Genomic DNA, 18,039 nt, shown 5'->3' on the forward strand with positions numbered 1-18,039 from the left:
CTCCCTCAGGATGAACGGCGCTTTTCTCATGTTAATCCTGCTTCGTTTCCGACAGGTGTCATTTCTGTTGGCGCTTGTTCCATCTTCTTACGAAAGTACCACGCGAAACCAAGCGCACCTCCGATGAAGACGATATACGTTATGCGTTGACCGAATTCTGCTAAGGAATCCGCGTAAAAAATACTGATTAAATGATCACTTCCACTAATGAGTAGCAAACAGGCAATCAGGAGCGCAATGCGATATGCAAGCGTCGGGCGGTCTGTCGGTTCAGCATGCCAATACATGATGATATGGTGGGCAAGTAAGACAATACCCAGGATTCCTAATATTCCAATGAGTACTTGCGGCATAATGAACGATCCTCCTGTTAGTAATATCTAGTCTTATTTAAACATAGTTCATACGAATTTCGTCAGGAAAAGTTTCCCGTCCCACATTCCTCACGGTATACTGTAGAAAAATCGTAAGCGATCAAGGGAGGGCATTTTTTCATGAAAACCTTTAAATTATGCACATTGCGCATTTTAATGGACGAGTCAGGACGTGATACGACGATTCCCGTCGCCATTCAAGACGGACTAACGGTCAGTACCGAACAAACGGCACAATGGGTCGCAGAAATCGTCGTTCCTTCGAGCGATCAGCCGATCGTCGATGAATTGTTCACAAAACATTTACGTGCTTTGATTGAAATCACGATCTCACGACCCGATAATGACCCTGCCGCGATGATCGTCACGCCTCTTGAACGGACTGCCTTAAGCGAACACGTCTCCTATGTCTTCACTGGTAAGATGGTCATGATGAAGAATGATTTATCCGAATCGATCTTACGTGAAGTCGTCGAAGATGGATTCGCTGGTGAGGAACTCGTCCAAGAATACAAGGATCGTCGTTCAAAACGCGGTGCACATATCACGAGTATCGCTAAAGAAACATTTAAACAGTATCTAGCAGAACATCCAGAAACACCGATTTCTTAAGGTTTTTCGACTTCGTCCGTGATGTGATCCGCTACATTGATTCGATCAATCGTATAGTGGTCCGTATATTGGATATAATTCGCACATGCATTTTTCAAAGGTGTCCGGTAACTGAATGTCTCATCAATCGACGATAAGGCTGCTTTGATCGTATGCGAGTGACAGACGATTAAGATTCGTTTCCCCTCATACGTTCGTGTCACTTCCTGTAATGCTTCGAATACGCGATCCTGAATCGCTTGTTCCGTTTCAAGACCCGGAACACGTTTCGTATCGTTCGCTTGAACAGCTTCATAAATCGACGCAACCGGTTCACCGGAAGCAGCTCCGAATTCGCGTTCGACAAGTCGCTCGTCTGTCGCTGTAATCGTTAAACCAACAGCACGACCGATGATTTCTGCTGTCTCAACGGCACGCGACAAGGGACTTGCTAATAAGACATCCCACTTTTCATTCGATAGATAAGCGGCACTGAGTTCCGCTTGTCTTCTTCCTGTTGCATTCAACGGGATATCTTCTCTTCCCTGAATCCGTTCGTTTAAGTTCCAATCCGTCTGACCATGCCGCACTAAACAAATTTCAGTCATGTCTCTGTCTCCCTCATTTAAGAAATATGACTGATTGTATCATGTTTTCCTTTCGGAAGTTGTCGTGGTGGCAACAGTAGTACCTGACAGGTGAAACGTTCAATTCGTTCAAGCAATCGCTCGATCTTTAACGGATTTTCCGTCTGAGCGAAACTGGCAAGTGAGTGGGTGCCATTCGGAAAGGAAAACAAACGAACATCTGCTCCGACATCTGCTCCCTTCTCAACGAAATGCAAGGCTTGAGAAAATGGGACGATTGGATCTTTTTTACCGTGCAAGAGCATGATGGGCGGGGCATCCGATGTTAGGTGCGTGACGGGTGAGACGTGCGTCATCAGCTTGCGCCATTCTTCTCGTCCCCCCTTGTAGAACTTAATGTGGGCAATCCAAGTCTGAATGAAATTAAACAACAAAAAGTTCGTCGGTGGATATAAAGCGATCACACCACTGATCAATGGCATGTGGCGCTCATCACGCTCACCAACGAAAGCAGATGGGGCAAGTGCCGTCGTCAGCATGAGTGCGGCTCCGGCTGAGTCTCCCCATACCATCATCCGTCCTCTTAGAATGCGAAGACCCTCTGCTTCCTTATTCAAAAAACATAACGCATCCCGTACATCTTCGAGGTTATCCGGAAAATAACTGCCCTCTTCGAACAAACGATACTCAATACTACAGACGGCAACTCCGAGTTCAAGCAGACGGTCGACGATTGGACTAAAGCAGAACATGTCATCGCGCTCTCCACGAACGAATGCACCACCGTGTGCATAGATGGCAACTGGAAACGGTCCTTCTCCCGGTGGATAATAGAGATCGAGCTGTAAGATGCGGTTTCCCACCTGTTTGTAGGTGAGCGTCCGCGGTGCAAGTTGTTTTTCTGTGAGTGGCAAGGCGGGTTCGGTCCATCGAAGCAATGCACCATAATTGTTCCAGATACTCGCTCCCGCTGCTGCCGTCGTCAATAACGCAGCTCCCCCCATTAGCCATGCAGTTTCACGTTTCACTTGATCACCTCCAAAAGACGTGCTAGTTTCTTCACTTTATTATCCTTCTACCCCGTTTTAAAAGAAGTCGAACGTCTCGGTATTCGTACTTGACGCTTCACCAGCGTTCCGCTATAGTGAGAAAGTCCAAATCGGAATAGTTACGTTTTAATAATGGAGGTATCATATAATGAAAAAAATCATTCCCGCTTTAACAGTCGCTTTCGCAAGTGCAAGTGTTCTCGCTGCTTGCGGTTCGAATACCGATTCATCGACTTCAGATAAAACCCAGACAGAAGTCTATGCATCAACGTTCGCGACGGCTGCTATTGCCCGCGAAATCGGAGGGGATCAAGTCAACGTCAAGATGATCGTCCCACCTGGAGCAGACCCCCACTCTTACGAGCCGACGTCAAAACAACTCACCGAGATTGCTAAGGGCGACTTGTTCCTCTTAACCGGTACGACGCTCGAGCCGTATTCGAAAAAAATCCAGGAGAGTCTAAAAGGCACGGATGTCCGCTTCGTCGAGACGAGTAAGGACGTCAACTTACTAGAATCGGATGCTACACTCCATGCACATGAAGAAGAGGGGCATAGTGAAGACGAACATGCCCACGAAGAAGAAGGGCACGATGATCACGCAACGGATGAACCTGCACATGAAGAAGAAGGCCATGACCACGGAAAATACGATCCACACGTCTGGCTCGATCCTACCAACGCAAAAACAATGGCACGTTCCATCACAGTCGCTCTATCAAAAGAAGTACCAAAAGACAAAGCAACGTTCGAAAAAAACTTAAAAACGTTCGATCAGCAAGCTGATGAATTGGACGAACAATTTAAACAAGCCGTCGCTGATGGATCGAAAAAAGAACTTCTCGTTACGCATGCCGCTTACGGTTACCTCGCAGAACGATATGGTTTCACGCAACTGCCGATCGCGGGAATTTCTCCTTCCGATGAACCGTCACAAAAGCAACTGGCTGCTTTAGTGAAAGAAGCACGGATGCATGATTTGAAATACGTCGCGTTCGAAGAAACGGTCTCACCTAAGGTCGCACGTGTCATTCAAAAAGAAATCGGAGCTGAATCCGTGACGATTCATAATCTAGAGTCCGTCACGAAAGCACAGCAAAACAGCTCTTATTTTAAATTGATGGAAGAAAACGTCCAGACGTTAAAACAAGCACTTCAGTAAAGTACAGTTGACACGCGTTACTCAATGCGGTACGGTAAGAAACGTGTTTTAAACAATTGAATGACTTCTTTTTATCGCGAGAAACGGAGGGACTGGCCCAATGATGTTTCGGCAGCGGACGATTTGATTCGTACTGTGCCAAATCCAGCAAGCGAAAGCTTGAGAGATAAGAAGAGCGTCTTTATTTCATAAAGACCTCCTTCTTTCTTGCGAAGGGGTCTTTTTTGTATCTTTGAGAAACGAGGTGTCAACAATGAATGAAACGATCATGCCTAACAAATGGGCACTGCTTCCCCTCGTCGTATTCCTGGTCCTCTTCATCGGAGCCGGGATCTTCTATGACGACTTTTACAAATTTCCGATCCTTATCGCCGCATTGATCGCTTTGATCTTTGCTGCAATCACGACGAAAGGATCCATCAATCAAACGGTCGAACGAATCGCAACGGGTGCCGGAAATCCTGATATCATGATCATGGTCTTCATCTTCTTATTAGCCGGTACGTTTTCTGGAACGGCAGAAGCAATCGGTGCCATCGATGCAACCGTCAATGCTGCTTTGACGTTCCTACCTCCGTCATTACTGATGAGTGGTCTGTTCATCATCGCTGCCTTCATCTCGATGGCAATGGGAACATCGACTGGAACGATTGCTGCACTCGCGCCGATCGCCTTCGGTATTCATGAAGCGACAGGCATCAACGTTGCGATCGCAGCAGCGTCAGTCGTTGGTGGATCGATGTTCGGCGATAACTTGTCGTTCATCTCGGATACGACGATTGCTGCCGTCCGTACCCAAAAAACGAACATGCGCGATAAGTTCCGGACGAACTTCATGATCGTCCTACCGGCTGCTATTTTGACGGTCATCCTACTCGCATTCGTTTCTGGTTCTGGTGACGTCGTCGAAGCAAAAGCATTTGAATTCTACAAGTTGATTCCATATCTTGCTGTCATCGTCCTTGCACTATTTGGCGTCAATGTCATTCTTGTCTTAATTGGTGGTACGTTACTCACCGGCATCATCGGTATGATTGATGGTAGTTTCGGCTTGAGTGGCTTCGTCCTCTCGATGTCAAAAGGAATGATGGGCATGGCGGAAATCTCCATTTTGACGCTCCTCATGGGTGGTCTCGTCAGCTTGATCACGTTCAACGGTGGAATCGTCTACTTGAAAGAGACGTTGACGCGCAAGATTTCTCAGCGTCGCGGTGCCGAATTCAGTATGGCAGCACTCGTCAGTGCGACGAATCTCGCAACGGCGAACAATACGATCTCGATTCTCGTCGCTGGACCACTGGCAGCTGAAATCGCTGATACGTATGAAGTCGATCGCAAGAAATCAGCGAGTATTCTCGATATCTTCTCTTGTGGGATTCAAGGTATCATTCCGTATGGGGCGCAACTCTTGATTGCAGCAGAATTGACGAAAACGGCTTCACCGGAACTGATTCCGTATCTGTTCTATCCGTTCCTGCTCTTCGTCTGTGGATCGATTGCCATCATCTTCGGTTTCCCACGTCCAAAGAAATCAGTTGCTCAACAAGAAAAAATCTCTTCTTAACAAACGACAGGTCCGATCGCTATGATCGGACCTGTTTCGTTATTTTTTCTGCTTCGCTTGTCGTTCTAAAATCAAATACGCGATTGCTGGAAGTGGAAACTGAACGAGTCCCGCGCCTCCCCATACCCACGGGTTACGTCCTGATTTTCGTACACTGAAAAATAGGCTAACTGCTTGCGTGACCAACAAGGCACTAATACTAAGCCAAGCTCCCTTTGATAGCTTTTTATTCTTTTGAGCCATCCTTTCTCCCCCTCTTTCTGACATACGGTCAGATGTGATGAATTCTCTTTTATTTTAACCCATTCTATTCCTCCATGAGCATGGAAACGGACGGTTTCGTTCGTTCGTGCTAAACTAAACGAGCAAATCTAAACTACGTTTTATGAGGAGGAGTAACACATGCAATACGCAAAACTTTCAAACGGTATTACGATTCCCCAAATTGGATTCGGTGTCTGGCAAGTAGACGAAGAGACAGAAGCACCTGCTGCTGTCGCTGAAGCATTACGTGTCGGTTATCGTCATATCGATACGGCTGCTGTCTACAAAAACGAGCGCGGTGTCGCAAAAGGAATCAAGGAAAGCGGCGTGAAACGTGAGGATCTCTTCTTAACGTCAAAAGTCTGGAACGATGATATTCGTGCCGGTCGGACGAAGGAAGCATTCGCAGAATCGCTCGAACGTCTCGAAACAGATTATCTTGACCTTTATCTCATCCACTGGCCGGTCGAAGGCTATATCGAAGCGTGGAAAGCAATGGTTGAACTGTATGAAGCAGGCAAGATCAAAGCGATCGGTGTCTCGAACTTCAAAGAACATCACCTCGATACATTGGCAGAAGAGGGCTTGATGGCACCAATGATCAACCAAGTCGAATTGCATCCACAATTGCCGCAACACGAACTGCACGAATACTTGCAAGATCACAACATCCAAGTCGAAGCATGGAGTCCACTCATGCAAGGGAAATTCCTCGAAATCAACGATTTCAAGGAAATCGCAGAGAAGCATGGTAAGACACCTTCACAAGTCGTCTTGCGCTGGCACCTCGACAACGGTATCGTTGCTCTTCCAAAATCCGTCACACCAGAACGCATTGCAGAAAACTTCGACGTCTTTGATTTCCAACTCGATGCCGATGATCTTGAGAGAATTGATCGTCTGGCAACGGATGTCCGCCTCGGACCGGATCCAGACGAAATCGATTTTTAATCTAAAGGTTATCGTAAAAAAGAACGGCTTCCATGTGAAGACGTCTTGCTTCATCTGAACGACGAGAGACCCGTTTCCAGTCTACGACTTGGAAGCGGGTCTCTTTTTTTTATGATTTAAGCTGATCAGACATAATAAATCAAAATCGTATCTTCCGCTTCTTCTGCCTTTTGAAAATAGGCACGTAAATCGGCAAACTGTTCCCAGATATCCTCGAATTCGCCCGGTGTTCCGGCTTCATCATGAATCGAAGCGAGTGCCCGTTGATCAAAATTCCGCATCACCTCAGCCGAGATGATGAGGAGTGTCAAGGGCAGAATACCGACAATCGCCGCTTTCTCCTCATTGACGATCAACTCTTCGCCAACGATCGCTCGTCCCAGGTTGTAATGTGTGTCTTGATCAATATAGATATCGATTTGATTCATCAAATGATAGATGGCGTTCGTCTGTTCGAGGGCGAACAATTGTTCATGATCAGGTTGTGTCTCATGAATGAATAAAATCCAATCCATGATGATGTGGGGATCGTTTCCGAACGACTCCCAGACCGCATCTGTGACGCGGACGAAATGTACGTTTTCCATTCTCCCCCTCCCTTCTGTACTCTGTATTCCCTTTTTAAATTCGTTCTATACAAAAAAAGAGCCAGATTTCTCTGACTCCCTTTTCCTTAGATTGCTTTTTCGTCTTTTTCTGATTCTTGCCATGCTTCAAGCGTATCTTTCCCTGGCAAGTTCGGAATCGAGTCCGTATAGAATCGTGGCTCTTTTCCAGCTTTTCGTTGCCCGACATAATCTTCGAGCGCTAGTTTCGCGATTTTCGAGAGACGGAAGATCGCATACAAGTTAACGATCGCCATCAGTCCCATGAAGATATCTGCCAACGCCCACACGAGGTTCGCCGATTCAACGAGTGAACCGAAGACGATCATGACGAGAACGAGTACACGATACGCCATCAAGACTTGTTTATTTTCACGGATGAAGTTGATATTCGATTCACCGTAGTAGTAGTTTCCGACGACAGAACTAAAAGCAAAGAGGAAAATCGCGACGACCATGAATCCTGTAGCGAGTGATCCCACTTGTGATGCGAGCGCACCTTGCGCTAAGTCGATCCCAGCTACCGGTTGACCACTAGCATCCTTTGTTGCCACTCCACTGACGAGAACGATCATCGCTGTCGCCGAACAGACCATCAACGTATCAACGAAGACCGCAAACGATTGAATCAACCCTTGTTTGACCGGGTGAGAGACTTCCGCTGTTGCCGCCGCGTTCGGCGCTGAACCCATACCGGCTTCGTTCGAGAACAAACCACGACGAATCCCGTTCAAAAGTGCTGCACCTACTGCACCACCTGCGAGTGTCTTGAATTCGAATAGACCTTCTTGGAAGATCAATTTAAAAATACTTGGCAGTACTTCAAGATTCGTAGCCATGATGTAGAGTGCGATCAGAATATAACCACCGGCCATGATCGGTACGAGGAACGACGCGACGGTTGCGATACTACGGACGCCACCAAAGATGACAAGTGCCGTCAGCACGACTAGTCCGACCGTAATCCATGTTTTATCAAAGCCATATTGATTTTGAAGAGAAAGCGAAATCGTATTCGATTGAACGGAATTGAAGACAAATCCGAATGAGATCGTAATCAAGATACTAAATAAGATTCCTAACCAACGTTGACCGAGTGCTTTTTCCATATAATAGGCAGGACCCCCACGCCATGCCTTATCGTCCCGCACCTTGTAGATCTGCGCGAGTGTACTCTCGACGAATGCTGACGCCGATCCAATCAAGGCAATTAACCACATCCAGAAGACTGCTCCCGGACCGCCGAGCGCGATTGCAGCCGCAACACCCGCGATGTTACCGGTACCGACGCGAGCTGCCGTACTGATTGCGAATGCTTGGAACGGTGATACACCGTCTTTGCCTTTATCCGTTCCTTGGAACAGTAAACGTAACATCTCCGGTATCATCCGGAATTGAACGAACCGCATCCGGAATGTAAAATAAATGCCTAATCCGACGAGTAAGATGATCAGTACGTTTGTCCATAACATGTCACTAATTCTACTGACTACATCCATTACCTGCTTCTCCATCCGATTCCCTCCACTTCCACCACATAGTTTCTCTTTTTAGATGTAAACTTTTTTCACATGTGAATTATCATACGCAATTTTTTTTGAAAAATCAAACTCATCTATACCTCATACCACAAAAAACGTGTCAAACCTCACATCAGATGTTAGGTTTGACACGTTCATTTAAAAAGGTTTTTAGATTAGATGAACAGATTCAGATTGGCACCATCCGTTGCACCAAGGTAACTGGCGACGCCACCATAATCGATACCATCCAGTAATTCCTCTTTCTTGATGCCCATGATATCCATCGACATCGTGCAGGCGATCATCCGGACACCAGCAGCTTGTGCTTTTGCCATCATCGTTTCAAGCGCATCGACTTGTTTGTCCTTCATGACTTTTTTCATCATTTTTTGACCGGCGCCTGCCATGTTCATGTTCGAGAGCGGTAGCTCCCCGGCATGCTTCGGCATCATCATGCCCATCATCCGTTCAATACCGGCTTTTTCGACTGCCGGTGCGTCTGGTTTTCGAATGATGTTCAAGCCCCAGAACGTAAAGAACATCGTCACTTGTTTCCCCATCGCTTGTGCACCTTGTGCGATGACGAAAGAGGCAAGTGCTTTATCAAGATCACCACTGAAAACGACCATCGTCGCATCATCTGCTGGATTGACTTGAACCGGCGCTGCAGCAGGTGTCTCTCCTTGCCCTTTTTCAAGCATGACCTCGACGACACCTTGATTCATCTCCGCTGAATGAACTGTGTGACCTAGTTTTTTCGCCCATGCTTGAACGTCTGGCAAGAATCCTGGGTCTGACGCCTTGACGAAAATTTGCTCGCCGTCCGTCATCTGATCAATTTTTGTTTTCAGCTCTAAGATTGGACCTGGGCACTGTAAGCCGCACGTATCGAGCAGCGTCACTTGTTCTGGTGCAGTCTTCGTTGTTGGCTCACGTTTCGTTACCGTCACAGCAATCTCCTCCTTCGCTTGGCTTCGTGCTTCTTGATCACGACGCACGACCGACCATGTTTTGTATCCGCCGCTTAAGTTTTTCACATCATAACCGTGTTGTTGCAACAGTTGACTCGCAACATATCCACGTAATCCGACTTGGCATGTCACATAGATCGTTTGATCCTTCGGCAGATCAGTCAACTTCTCACGTAATGTCGGTAACGAGATATTGACCGATCCCGGAATCGCGCCTAACTCGTTTTCCGATGGTTCACGGACATCGAGTAACAAACCTCCGTTTGCGACGATTTTATCGATTTCGTGCCAATGAACGTTCGCACTGTCACCAAGCACGATGTTCGACGCAATATATCCTGCCATATTGACCGGATCTTTTGCTGAACTATACGGCGGTGCATATGATAGTTCAAGATCTGGTAGATCAAGCACTGTCAATCCACCTTTAATCGCTGTCGCGAGGACATCGATTCGTTTCTCGACACCTGTCATGCCGATTGCCTGCGCTCCGTAGATCGTTCCTTCGATCGGATCAAATAACAGCTTCATCGAAATCGGACTCGCCCCTGGATAGTAACCCGCATGGGATCCCGGATGGAGGTGAATCGCTTCATAACGCATACCGAGCTGACGCAATCGTTTTTCGTTGTTACCGGTAGAAGCGACTGTCAAATCGAAGACTTTCGCTACTGCTGTACCGAGCGTTCCACTGTACCGGACATCGCGTCCGGCAATGATGTCGGCAACGAGACGCCCTTGACGGTTCGCAGGCCATGCGAGCGGCACATGTGTCGCTTCCTTCGTGATAAAATCCTTAACTTCGATCGCATCACCGATCGCAAAGATCGACGGATCGGATGTCCGCAGTTGATCGTCGACTTGAATCGTCTGTTTGATGCCAAGTGTTAAACCAGCATCTGCTGCGAGCGTACTCTCCGGTGCGACACCGATTGATAGGATGTTCATCTCGGTTTCGATCACGCGTCCGCTTGTCAGGACGACGCGGCGACCTGCCTCTTCAAAACGAGCGACGCCATCTTCTAGAATCAACTCGACGCCTTTCGCACGCAGATGTTCATGAACGATTGCTGCCATTTCCGGGTCGACCGGAGCCATGACTTGATCCGCCATCTCGACGAGGGTGACGTGCGCCCCACGTTCGACGAGGTTTTCTGCCATTTCGAGACCGATGAATCCTCCACCGATGACAACTGCTTGCTCTGGACGCGTCGTATCGACGTATTCCCGCATCCGGTCCGTATCCGGGATGTTCCGTAACGTAAAGACGTTTGTTGCGTCATCGAGTCCTGGAATGTTTGGACGAATCGGTTTTGCACCTGGAGAAAGAATCAGATGATCGTACGATTCATCGTATTCTTCACCCGTTTCAACATTGCGGATCGTGACCGTCTTCGCTTCACGGTTAATCCGAATCGCTTCCGACAAATTGCGGACATCTAAATTAAACCGTGCATGCATGCCTTCTGGCGTCTGGACGAGTAATTTATTGCGATCTTTGATGACATCTCCGATATAGTAAGGCAGTCCACAGTTCGCGAACGAAATCTCTTTTCCCCGTTCAAGCAAAATGATTTCTGCCGTTTCGTCAATCCGACGCAGTCGTGCTGCTGCCGTAGCGCCACCAGCGACGCCGCCTACGATGATCGTTTTCATCTGATGATTCCTCCTCGATTTTCTATCTGCCACTTAATATACCCTGTTAGGTATGTATTTTCAAGTCAGTTGCTCGCAGATTCACAAACATGACATATCTCTACTCTTTTGTATTTTCTTCCTATCTTAACGGACATTAGTTGCAATTCCTTCTGAAATGCTTGAAACTGAATTTATAGTATATAAAGGGGGATTTTGCAATGGACCAGGAACGTAACTCGAACGAATCAAACGAGAACAATAAAGTGACACCGATTCACCAAGATCGTCAACCCGAAACAAACGAACAAGGAATCGCGCCACAACAGCAACAACACTTGGAAGCATTCCAAGCTTTCCTCGTTGAAAAAGGCATTCCAATGGAAGCACGTGAGAATGAGACACACGTCTTCTTCATGACACAAGAAAAAACACCTGCTGGAGCAGAACCGATGATGATGATCGTCTTCAGTAAGACGACGACAGATGTCGAATTGTTCGCTCGTACGGTGACACACGTACCAGATGGTGTCGAGGATCTCCCGATTCTGAACGCCATCAACGACTTCAACCAAGAATTCAAATACTTCCGCGTCGTTCTCGACAGCGACCGTGATGTCACGATCGCATCAACGATCGATCTTGATCACGGCTTCAATCCAGCTGCCATCTTCGGACATTCTGTCATGATGTTCCAAGCATCAGACGAAGTCTACACGTATTTGACAAAACTGTACGAACAGTTCTAATTTCTCATTTTAAAACGGCTTTGGAGCCCTGCTCCAAAGCCGTTTTTTTCTTTAAAGTTCAATTGACAATGAGAATTATTCTCGCTATAGTTAGATTTGTGAAAACGACTACATGACGGAAAACGTCTTATTAATTCTTCTGGGGGAATCACGATTATGAAAAAACGTTTAAAAGTAGCTTCGATCTTCATGGTAGCCGGTATCTTGGCTGCCTGCGGTTCGAATGAAACGGATACGACTGCACCGAAAAAAGAGAAAACGGAACAGTCGACCGAAACAAAATCAGCAGATGCGGGGATTGCTGCAACGACACTGACAGATGAATTGACGATCTTCAGCTCAATCAAAACAGAACTCGACAAAGCAAAAGAAGGACAAGCGATCGATTGGAAGATGGTCACGACAAGTTATGAATCGAAACTCAAAGGTGGTGTCGAGACGACAGCACCAGAAATCGAACAAGTCATCCAGTCTGCTTTAGCAGGTGTGGAAGCGAAGGACCTCGATGAGAACATCGCGCGTCAACTCGTGGATAAAGGTCTACAATCGTATTTCTATAAATTACAAAAAGCAACACAAGCAAAAGCTGAAGAAGCACTCGTAGCTGGTAAACCGGAAGCTGCAACGGAAGCACTCAAGGACGTGGAAGCGATGGCGAAGACCGTCTTCATTCCGACAGCTGAAAAACGTGACGCGAGCTACGGCTTTAAAAACGAAGACGCCATCGCTCAAGCGATCACATCAGGTCTTACAGCTCAGCAAGAAGCCATCGACGCGAAAGAAATCGGTGACTTCAATGTTGCAAAACAAGTAACGGATAAATCGATTTATCGTTCCTTCTATTTAGCTGCCCTCGGCTACGCACAAAAAATCGAGGATGGCGCAAAAGCCGGTACGGACGAAAAAGAATTACAAATGGAGCAAGCGGAAGGATATGGTTTCCTCCTTGCGATTGAAGAATCATTAGCAGGCGGAGACGAAGAAGCTGTCAAAACGCTGAAAGAGCGTTATGATTTCTCGAAAACAAAACCAGCTGATGTCTCTTACAAAGAAATCGAAGGGTTGTTCGCAAAAGCGTTGACGGAAAAAGTCGACGGGTATCATGAAGAGGCACAAGAAGCGATTGAGAAGAAAGACGTCGATACAGCACGTGCCGAAGCAATGGAAGCGAACATGTTCGTCGTTGCGATGAAACCGACGCTTGAGAATCGTCTCGGCAAGGACAAAGCAGCACAAGTCGCAAAAGACGCAAACGAATGGTTCGCACTCGTCGAAAAAGGTGACATCAAGGCTGAAACGACAGGTGAACGGATCACAGACGCACTCGAATCACTTAACTAAGAAGGAAATGGAAACGGAGGGATAAGATGAATATCGGAATCACAGGAGGTGCCGGCTTCATTGGCGCCGCCCTCGCCCTCCGGCTCCAGCAGCACCATACCGTCCATGTCCTTGATGCTTTCACGGACTACTATGATGTCCAGTTAAAAGAAGAACGAGCAGATGAACTAAGACGTGCCGGTGTTACCGTTACGACGGGTGACGTTCATCACGATCTCGACGCCTGGATGGAGACGTCGTTCGACGCTGTCTTTCATCTCGCAGCACTTCCTGGTGTTCCGCGCTCGCTCGAAGAACCGCATCACTATATTCGTGAGGACATCGATATGACGGTGACCTTGTTAGAAGCCGCAAAAAGACATGGCATGCCACATGTCTTTTTCGCGTCTTCTTCTTCCGTTTATGGGGAGCAGACAGGTCCACTGAAAGAGGAACAGGCAACGGGACATGTCGCCAGTCCTTATGCAGCAGCGAAGTATAGTGCCGAAAGCTTTTGCCATGCTTATGCTCATTTATATGATGTAAACGTGACGCTGTTTCGCTTCTTTACGGTCTATGGTCCATCGGGTCGTCCCGATATGGCGCTGTTTCGCTTCATTGAACAGGCATTACGCGGAGAGACACTCACCGTCTTCGGTGATCCAATCCGTGACTTCACATATATCGATGATATCACCCGCGGAATGGAACAGGCGTTGCTGGCTCGTGCAGTCGGGACGTATAACCTCGGCGCGAATCAGCCGGTCTCCGTCCGTACGCTAGCTGAACGGATCGGTCAACGGTTTGATGTGCCTGTGAAGACTCAAACTGCACGACGCGGAGACGTGACGATGACATGGAGTGATACGACGGCAGCACAGAAAGCCTTCGGTTACCAACCGTCAATCGAAATTGATGTTGGACTGGAGCAGGTGATCGCGTGGCATCAAAACCGCTGATTCGAACGTTTCTGTATCTGACGCTTACCGGGCTTGTCATCTTTTTACTGCTCCGTTTTTTCTTGGAGTTACCGGTCTCGTATCGGTACATTGAAGCTTTATTTAAGAGTCCCTGGACGATCCTTGCGACCTTGACGTATGCGACCGCCTTTTATTTACGGGCGGTCGCCTGGCGCCGCGCCGATGCAAAACGTGCACCGACCGCTGTATACCTGTCGAGCCTGTATCTCGGACTGACGATCAATCACCTCTCACCAGTCAAACTGGGAGAGATGATCCGACTCGTGACGGCGAGAGCCGTCGGAAGTCCATGGAAGCAGACGAGCGCGATCTTCGTCTTACAACGAAGTATTGACTTGATCGTTCTGTGTACCTTCATTTTGATCGGTTGGTTGTTTCATCCGATCGTCTTGCTCGTCGCGCTCCTTGCGACCGCGTTATTGCTCGTGTTACGCCGACATGTCCCGCATCTCCCATCGCTCGTTCTGTTCGGAACGCTCGCTTGGGCCGTTGAGGCACTCGCCGTCTTCCTCCTCTTGCACGGAGCTGGTGTCGATGTGTCCTTCCCGACGACATTGATCGCGATGAGTGCCGGTGTCCTGTCTGGTGTGATTCAGTTCACGCCGGGTGGACTCGGTACGTACGAACTCGCGATGGGTACGGTGTTACGGCAAGCCGGTGTTGCTCATGCGTACGACGTTGCCTTGATGACGCACTTCTTTAAATATGCCTTTGCTTTTCTTATCCCGCTGTACGTTCTCATTCGGCATCCGGCTACGTTTCGGTTGTTGGTTCGTCAGCTCAAATACACTGATTGGAAAGGAGGAAGACGATGAAAAGTGCTTCTCGCTTTGAAAAAGTCGCAGCACGCGCCTGGAACTTACTCAATGAAGGAAAACCCTTCACACCCATTTTTACGATCGGCGTCTTCTTGACGTACGCCTTATGGACGCAGATGCCACTCACAGAAGCTGGTCTTGGTTTCATCGTGACGCTTCCTTTATTCATCTTGCTGTGGCGTTATGATTTTCCGTTATTTTTACGAAATTACCTTTGGATTCCGGTCATCGTTTGGCTGTTCCTTCGGGGTACGAATGCAGATTATTTACCTTTGTTCGCCTATGGCGCAGGTCTCTATTTCTTCTTTACGATTTTTTTCTGGGGGACGATCTATTATCATCTCCGGATTGGAACGCGCTGGACGAACTTTACGCGCTTTTGGAAACTCGTTCTGAAGAATAGTGATTCGACAAGTGGTAACGCGCAGGAGCAACTGCCTAAGGTTGCTCTGTTGCTCATGTACTGGTGGACGGCAAATGACGCGTCGACACTCGACATGACATTCGTCTGGTTCCCAATTGGTCTATTCGTCTTTGCATGGATTCTGCATCACTACCTGTTCGACTGGAAACCGAAGTTGCCAGAAGCATTAACGACGGATGCGACACTTCCGACTTCAGAAAAAGTGTACGTTCTGATTGTCGATGGGATGCGTAAAGATCGCTACATGGCAGCAAACACACCGTTCCTCGAACGATTGCGTCAGGAAGGAACGGAATATACGAATATGGAGACTGTCTACCCCGCCCGGACCGTCGTCTGCTTCAGTTCGATGTTCACCGGTGCTCGCCCGGAAGATCACGGCATTCATTCGAACATGGTCTGGAACACGACCGGCGTTAAAACGGATACCGTCTTCGACCGTCTCCGTGCCGTCGATAAATCAGGAAAAATCCTTGGCATCGCACACCTTGTCGATGCGTTCGGTTCAACTGACGTACAGACCGTCACGGCGGTCATGCATAACGATGTCGCGGATCGAAATATCGTAGAGCGCGCCAAACAAATCGTCCATGAAGAGGATCCGGATCTACTCGCAATCCAGCTGATCGGAACGGATCAAACGGGACACAGTCGAGGCACCCTTTATTCCGAGTATGTCGAAAAAATCGAGGAAGCGGATGCGCTACTCGCTGAGTTTTGTGAGGAGCTCGATCGTCTTGGTAAACTCGAGGATGCGACACTCATCGTCATGGCGGATCACGGTCAAGCGGACGGAATCGGTGGACACGGTCACTTGGATGAAGGCGAACGGTTCGTTCCGTTCTGGATGTATGGCAAGAACGTTCATGCCGGTCTGAAAGTGGATACGCACCGCCATATCTTGTCACTCGGACCAACGATCACCAAAGTCCTAGGGGCAGACATCCCGCACGATAGCCGTGGTGTGCTGCTGACAGAAGCGTTCAAGGAGGCGAAGTCTAAATGAAGATCATCGTCTTTTTACCAGCACACAATGAAGAAGTGTCACTTCCGCTCGTCTTAAAACGAATCCCGGATATGATTGACGGCATTCCGGTCGAGACCCTCGTCATCGACGATGGCTCAGTGGATGCGACGAGTTCGATCGCGCGTCAACACGGCGCACATGTCTATCGGTTCGAGCAGAATCAAGGACTCGGCGCTGCAGTCCGGGAAGGACTCCGCCAGTCCTACGAACTCGGCGCTGATGTTGCTGTCATGATTGATGCCGATAACGAATATCCTGCCGATCAAATTCCGGATATCGTCCGACCGATCTTACACGATCAGGCCGACTACGTATTCGGTTCCCGCTTCCTCGGTACCGTCGACGGGATGCGGCTCTATCGCTATATCGGTAATCATGTCTTCACGTGGTTGCAATGCCTTTTATTGAAACGTAAAATCCATGATGGTCAAAGTGGAATGCGTGCTTTTTCACGCGCAGCGTGTCACCATGCTGAGATCATTCACGATTATAACTATGCGCAAGTCTTAACTCTCAATCTCGTCCGAAAAGGCTTCCGCCTTCACGAAGTCCCGATCCGTTATCGGGTCCGGGAAGCAGGAAAGTCCTTTATCCGTCTGAATTATGTCCAACGTGTCCTCCCAGCGATTTACCGGGAGTGGCGACGACCGATCACACAGCTTAGCGTTGAAGAACGCATGGAACGAAAGGAGCACCTCGGATGAAACGCCTTCTCTTGCTACCGCTCCTCCTACTCTCACTGTTCGTGAGCACTTCCACGGTTTCTGCTTATAGTTACGGAGACCCAGGAAAGGAAGCTTTTGCGGAAGCGTATAAACAATTTGAAGAACAACTCGATGCCAAGGATTATGCGCTTGCGAAAGAGACGCTTGCCGCCTATGATAAAGAATTCAAACTGTATTTCCCTGAAGCGAAAACGAAGATCGACACGGCGCTTGAACAAGAAGATGCCGAGGCTGCCAAACAAGCGTATCGCGTCGCTCTCCGTCAAAATATCGAACGTCGCCTGCACTTTGCTGAAGAGCAGTTCGAGGACTTCGGTCAAGCGAAACTCTTACTCGCGAAAGCCCACGGGACATATGATGTGCTCGCGCCTTATGTCAAGGAAAGCAAGGATGCACAAACATCCGATGACGTGTATACTGCATTTGATGAATCATTAAAGGCACTCGGAAACCCTGGTCTGTTTGGGGTCGGGAAAAAAGCGAGTGATGAAGAATCCTTCAAGAAAAACATTACGATGATCGAAGATACGTTGACGCCTCTTTTCGTCCTGCCGGGTGAAGAAAAAACAGGAGTCTTCACGGAAGAAGACTCCTTCCTCGGTCAAACGTTCGGAACGGACGCGATCTGGAAATTAATCGCACTCGGACTCGTCGTTGTACTCATCGTCATCGTCATCATTGGTCAATGGAAGAAGAAACGTCGCTCATAAGGAGGAAGAC

Annotated in this window: 18 protein-coding genes and 1 riboswitch; of the genes, 11 read left to right on the forward strand and 7 right to left on the reverse strand. The window is 48.1% G+C overall.

Translation table 11 applies throughout. From position 1 onward, the window contains the following. Window positions 1-26: 26 nt before the first annotated feature. Window positions 27-353, reverse strand: coding sequence for a hypothetical protein (locus tag MKY22_RS14975; protein ID WP_029342848.1), 327 nt, complete (start codon window positions 351-353; stop codon window positions 27-29). A gap of 141 nt (window positions 354-494) precedes the next feature. Between MKY22_RS14975 and MKY22_RS14980 the strand changes: the two genes are divergently transcribed. Beyond that, the gene (locus MKY22_RS14980) at window positions 495-986 is read left to right on the forward strand and encodes a YwpF family protein (protein WP_035412187.1); all 492 of its coding nucleotides are present in this window, start codon (window positions 495-497) and stop codon (window positions 984-986) included. On the opposite strand, the gene MKY22_RS14985 is transcribed toward MKY22_RS14980, so the two are convergent. Then, window positions 983-1,573 (reverse strand): histidine phosphatase family protein, encoded by a 591-nt coding sequence (locus MKY22_RS14985; protein ID WP_341089669.1) that lies wholly within the window; start codon window positions 1,571-1,573, stop codon window positions 983-985. The two genes, MKY22_RS14980 and MKY22_RS14985, sit on opposite strands and share 4 nt — an antisense overlap. Window positions 1,574-1,590: 17 nt before the next feature. After that, window positions 1,591-2,580, reverse strand: coding sequence for an alpha/beta hydrolase (locus MKY22_RS14990; protein WP_341089670.1), 990 nt, complete (start codon window positions 2,578-2,580; stop codon window positions 1,591-1,593). Window positions 2,581-2,749: 169 nt separating this feature from the next. Here MKY22_RS14990 and MKY22_RS14995 point away from each other — a divergent pair, with 169 nt between their 5' ends. Further along, a complete protein-coding gene (locus MKY22_RS14995; protein ID WP_341089671.1) occupies window positions 2,750-3,763 on the forward strand; it encodes a metal ABC transporter solute-binding protein, Zn/Mn family in 1,014 nt (337 codons plus the stop codon). A gap of 68 nt (window positions 3,764-3,831) precedes the next feature. After that, window positions 3,832-3,936: riboswitch (SAM riboswitch) on the forward strand. Between the two features lie 80 nt (window positions 3,937-4,016). Further along, window positions 4,017-5,327 carry a Na+/H+ antiporter NhaC family protein gene (locus tag MKY22_RS15000; RefSeq protein WP_290777144.1) on the forward strand — a complete coding sequence of 437 codons (1,311 nt, stop codon included), beginning with the start codon at window positions 4,017-4,019 and terminating at the stop codon, window positions 5,325-5,327. A 39-nt stretch (window positions 5,328-5,366) separates the two neighbouring features. On the opposite strand, the gene MKY22_RS15005 is transcribed toward MKY22_RS15000, so the two are convergent. Next, window positions 5,367-5,570: a hypothetical protein gene (locus MKY22_RS15005; RefSeq protein WP_290777146.1), complete on the reverse strand. Its 204-nt coding sequence runs from the start codon at window positions 5,568-5,570 to the stop codon at window positions 5,367-5,369. Between the two features lie 159 nt (window positions 5,571-5,729). Here MKY22_RS15005 and MKY22_RS15010 point away from each other — a divergent pair, with 159 nt between their 5' ends. After that, entirely contained in the window at window positions 5,730-6,542 is an 813-nt protein-coding gene (locus tag MKY22_RS15010) for an aldo/keto reductase (protein ID WP_290777148.1), read from the forward strand. A 125-nt stretch (window positions 6,543-6,667) separates the two neighbouring features. On the opposite strand, the gene MKY22_RS15015 is transcribed toward MKY22_RS15010, so the two are convergent. The 3 genes from MKY22_RS15015 to MKY22_RS15025 form a co-directional block, all read right to left on the reverse strand. Next, window positions 6,668-7,129, reverse strand: a complete 462-nt coding sequence (locus MKY22_RS15015) for a hypothetical protein (RefSeq protein WP_341089676.1) — start codon at window positions 7,127-7,129, stop codon at window positions 6,668-6,670. 86 nt (window positions 7,130-7,215) lie between these two features. Beyond that, window positions 7,216-8,661, reverse strand: a complete 1,446-nt coding sequence (locus MKY22_RS15020; RefSeq protein ID WP_341089678.1) for an alanine/glycine:cation symporter family protein — start codon at window positions 8,659-8,661, stop codon at window positions 7,216-7,218. Window positions 8,662-8,843: 182 nt separating this feature from the next. Next, the gene (locus tag MKY22_RS15025; RefSeq protein ID WP_341089680.1) at window positions 8,844-11,297 is read right to left on the reverse strand and encodes a CoA-disulfide reductase; all 2,454 of its coding nucleotides are present in this window, start codon (window positions 11,295-11,297) and stop codon (window positions 8,844-8,846) included. A gap of 200 nt (window positions 11,298-11,497) precedes the next feature. Between MKY22_RS15025 and MKY22_RS15030 the strand changes: the two genes are divergently transcribed. The 7 genes from MKY22_RS15030 to MKY22_RS15060 all read left to right on the forward strand — a co-directional run bounded on the left by MKY22_RS15030 (window position 11,498) and on the right by MKY22_RS15060 (window position 18,029). Beyond that, window positions 11,498-12,025 (forward strand): YbjN domain-containing protein, encoded by a 528-nt coding sequence (locus tag MKY22_RS15030; protein ID WP_023469644.1) that lies wholly within the window; start codon window positions 11,498-11,500, stop codon window positions 12,023-12,025. A 156-nt stretch (window positions 12,026-12,181) separates the two neighbouring features. Beyond that, window positions 12,182-13,366, forward strand: coding sequence for a hypothetical protein (locus tag MKY22_RS15035; RefSeq protein ID WP_341089682.1), 1,185 nt, complete (start codon window positions 12,182-12,184; stop codon window positions 13,364-13,366). A 26-nt stretch (window positions 13,367-13,392) separates the two neighbouring features. Next, the gene (locus MKY22_RS15040; RefSeq protein WP_341089683.1) at window positions 13,393-14,304 is read left to right on the forward strand and encodes an NAD-dependent epimerase/dehydratase family protein; all 912 of its coding nucleotides are present in this window, start codon (window positions 13,393-13,395) and stop codon (window positions 14,302-14,304) included. Then, complete coding sequence (locus MKY22_RS15045; protein ID WP_341089685.1) at window positions 14,286-15,140, forward strand: lysylphosphatidylglycerol synthase transmembrane domain-containing protein; 855 nt, start codon at window positions 14,286-14,288, stop codon at window positions 15,138-15,140. Before MKY22_RS15040 ends, MKY22_RS15045 begins: the two co-directional genes overlap by 19 nt. Next, on the forward strand, window positions 15,137-16,573 hold the full coding sequence (locus MKY22_RS15050; protein ID WP_341089687.1) for an alkaline phosphatase family protein: 1,437 nt from the start codon (window positions 15,137-15,139) through the stop codon (window positions 16,571-16,573). Before MKY22_RS15045 ends, MKY22_RS15050 begins: the two co-directional genes overlap by 4 nt. After that, window positions 16,570-17,298 carry a glycosyltransferase family 2 protein gene (locus tag MKY22_RS15055; protein WP_214729914.1) on the forward strand — a complete coding sequence of 243 codons (729 nt, stop codon included), beginning with the start codon at window positions 16,570-16,572 and terminating at the stop codon, window positions 17,296-17,298. The genes MKY22_RS15050 and MKY22_RS15055 overlap by 4 nt, the downstream gene beginning before the upstream one ends. After that, window positions 17,295-18,029 carry a hypothetical protein gene (locus MKY22_RS15060; protein WP_341089690.1) on the forward strand — a complete coding sequence of 245 codons (735 nt, stop codon included), beginning with the start codon at window positions 17,295-17,297 and terminating at the stop codon, window positions 18,027-18,029. The genes MKY22_RS15055 and MKY22_RS15060 overlap by 4 nt, the downstream gene beginning before the upstream one ends. Window positions 18,030-18,039 lie beyond the last annotated feature (10 nt).

Source organism: Exiguobacterium sp. FSL W8-0210 (assembly GCF_038006045.1).
GTDB lineage: Bacteria > Bacillota > Bacilli > Exiguobacteriales > Exiguobacteriaceae > Exiguobacterium_A.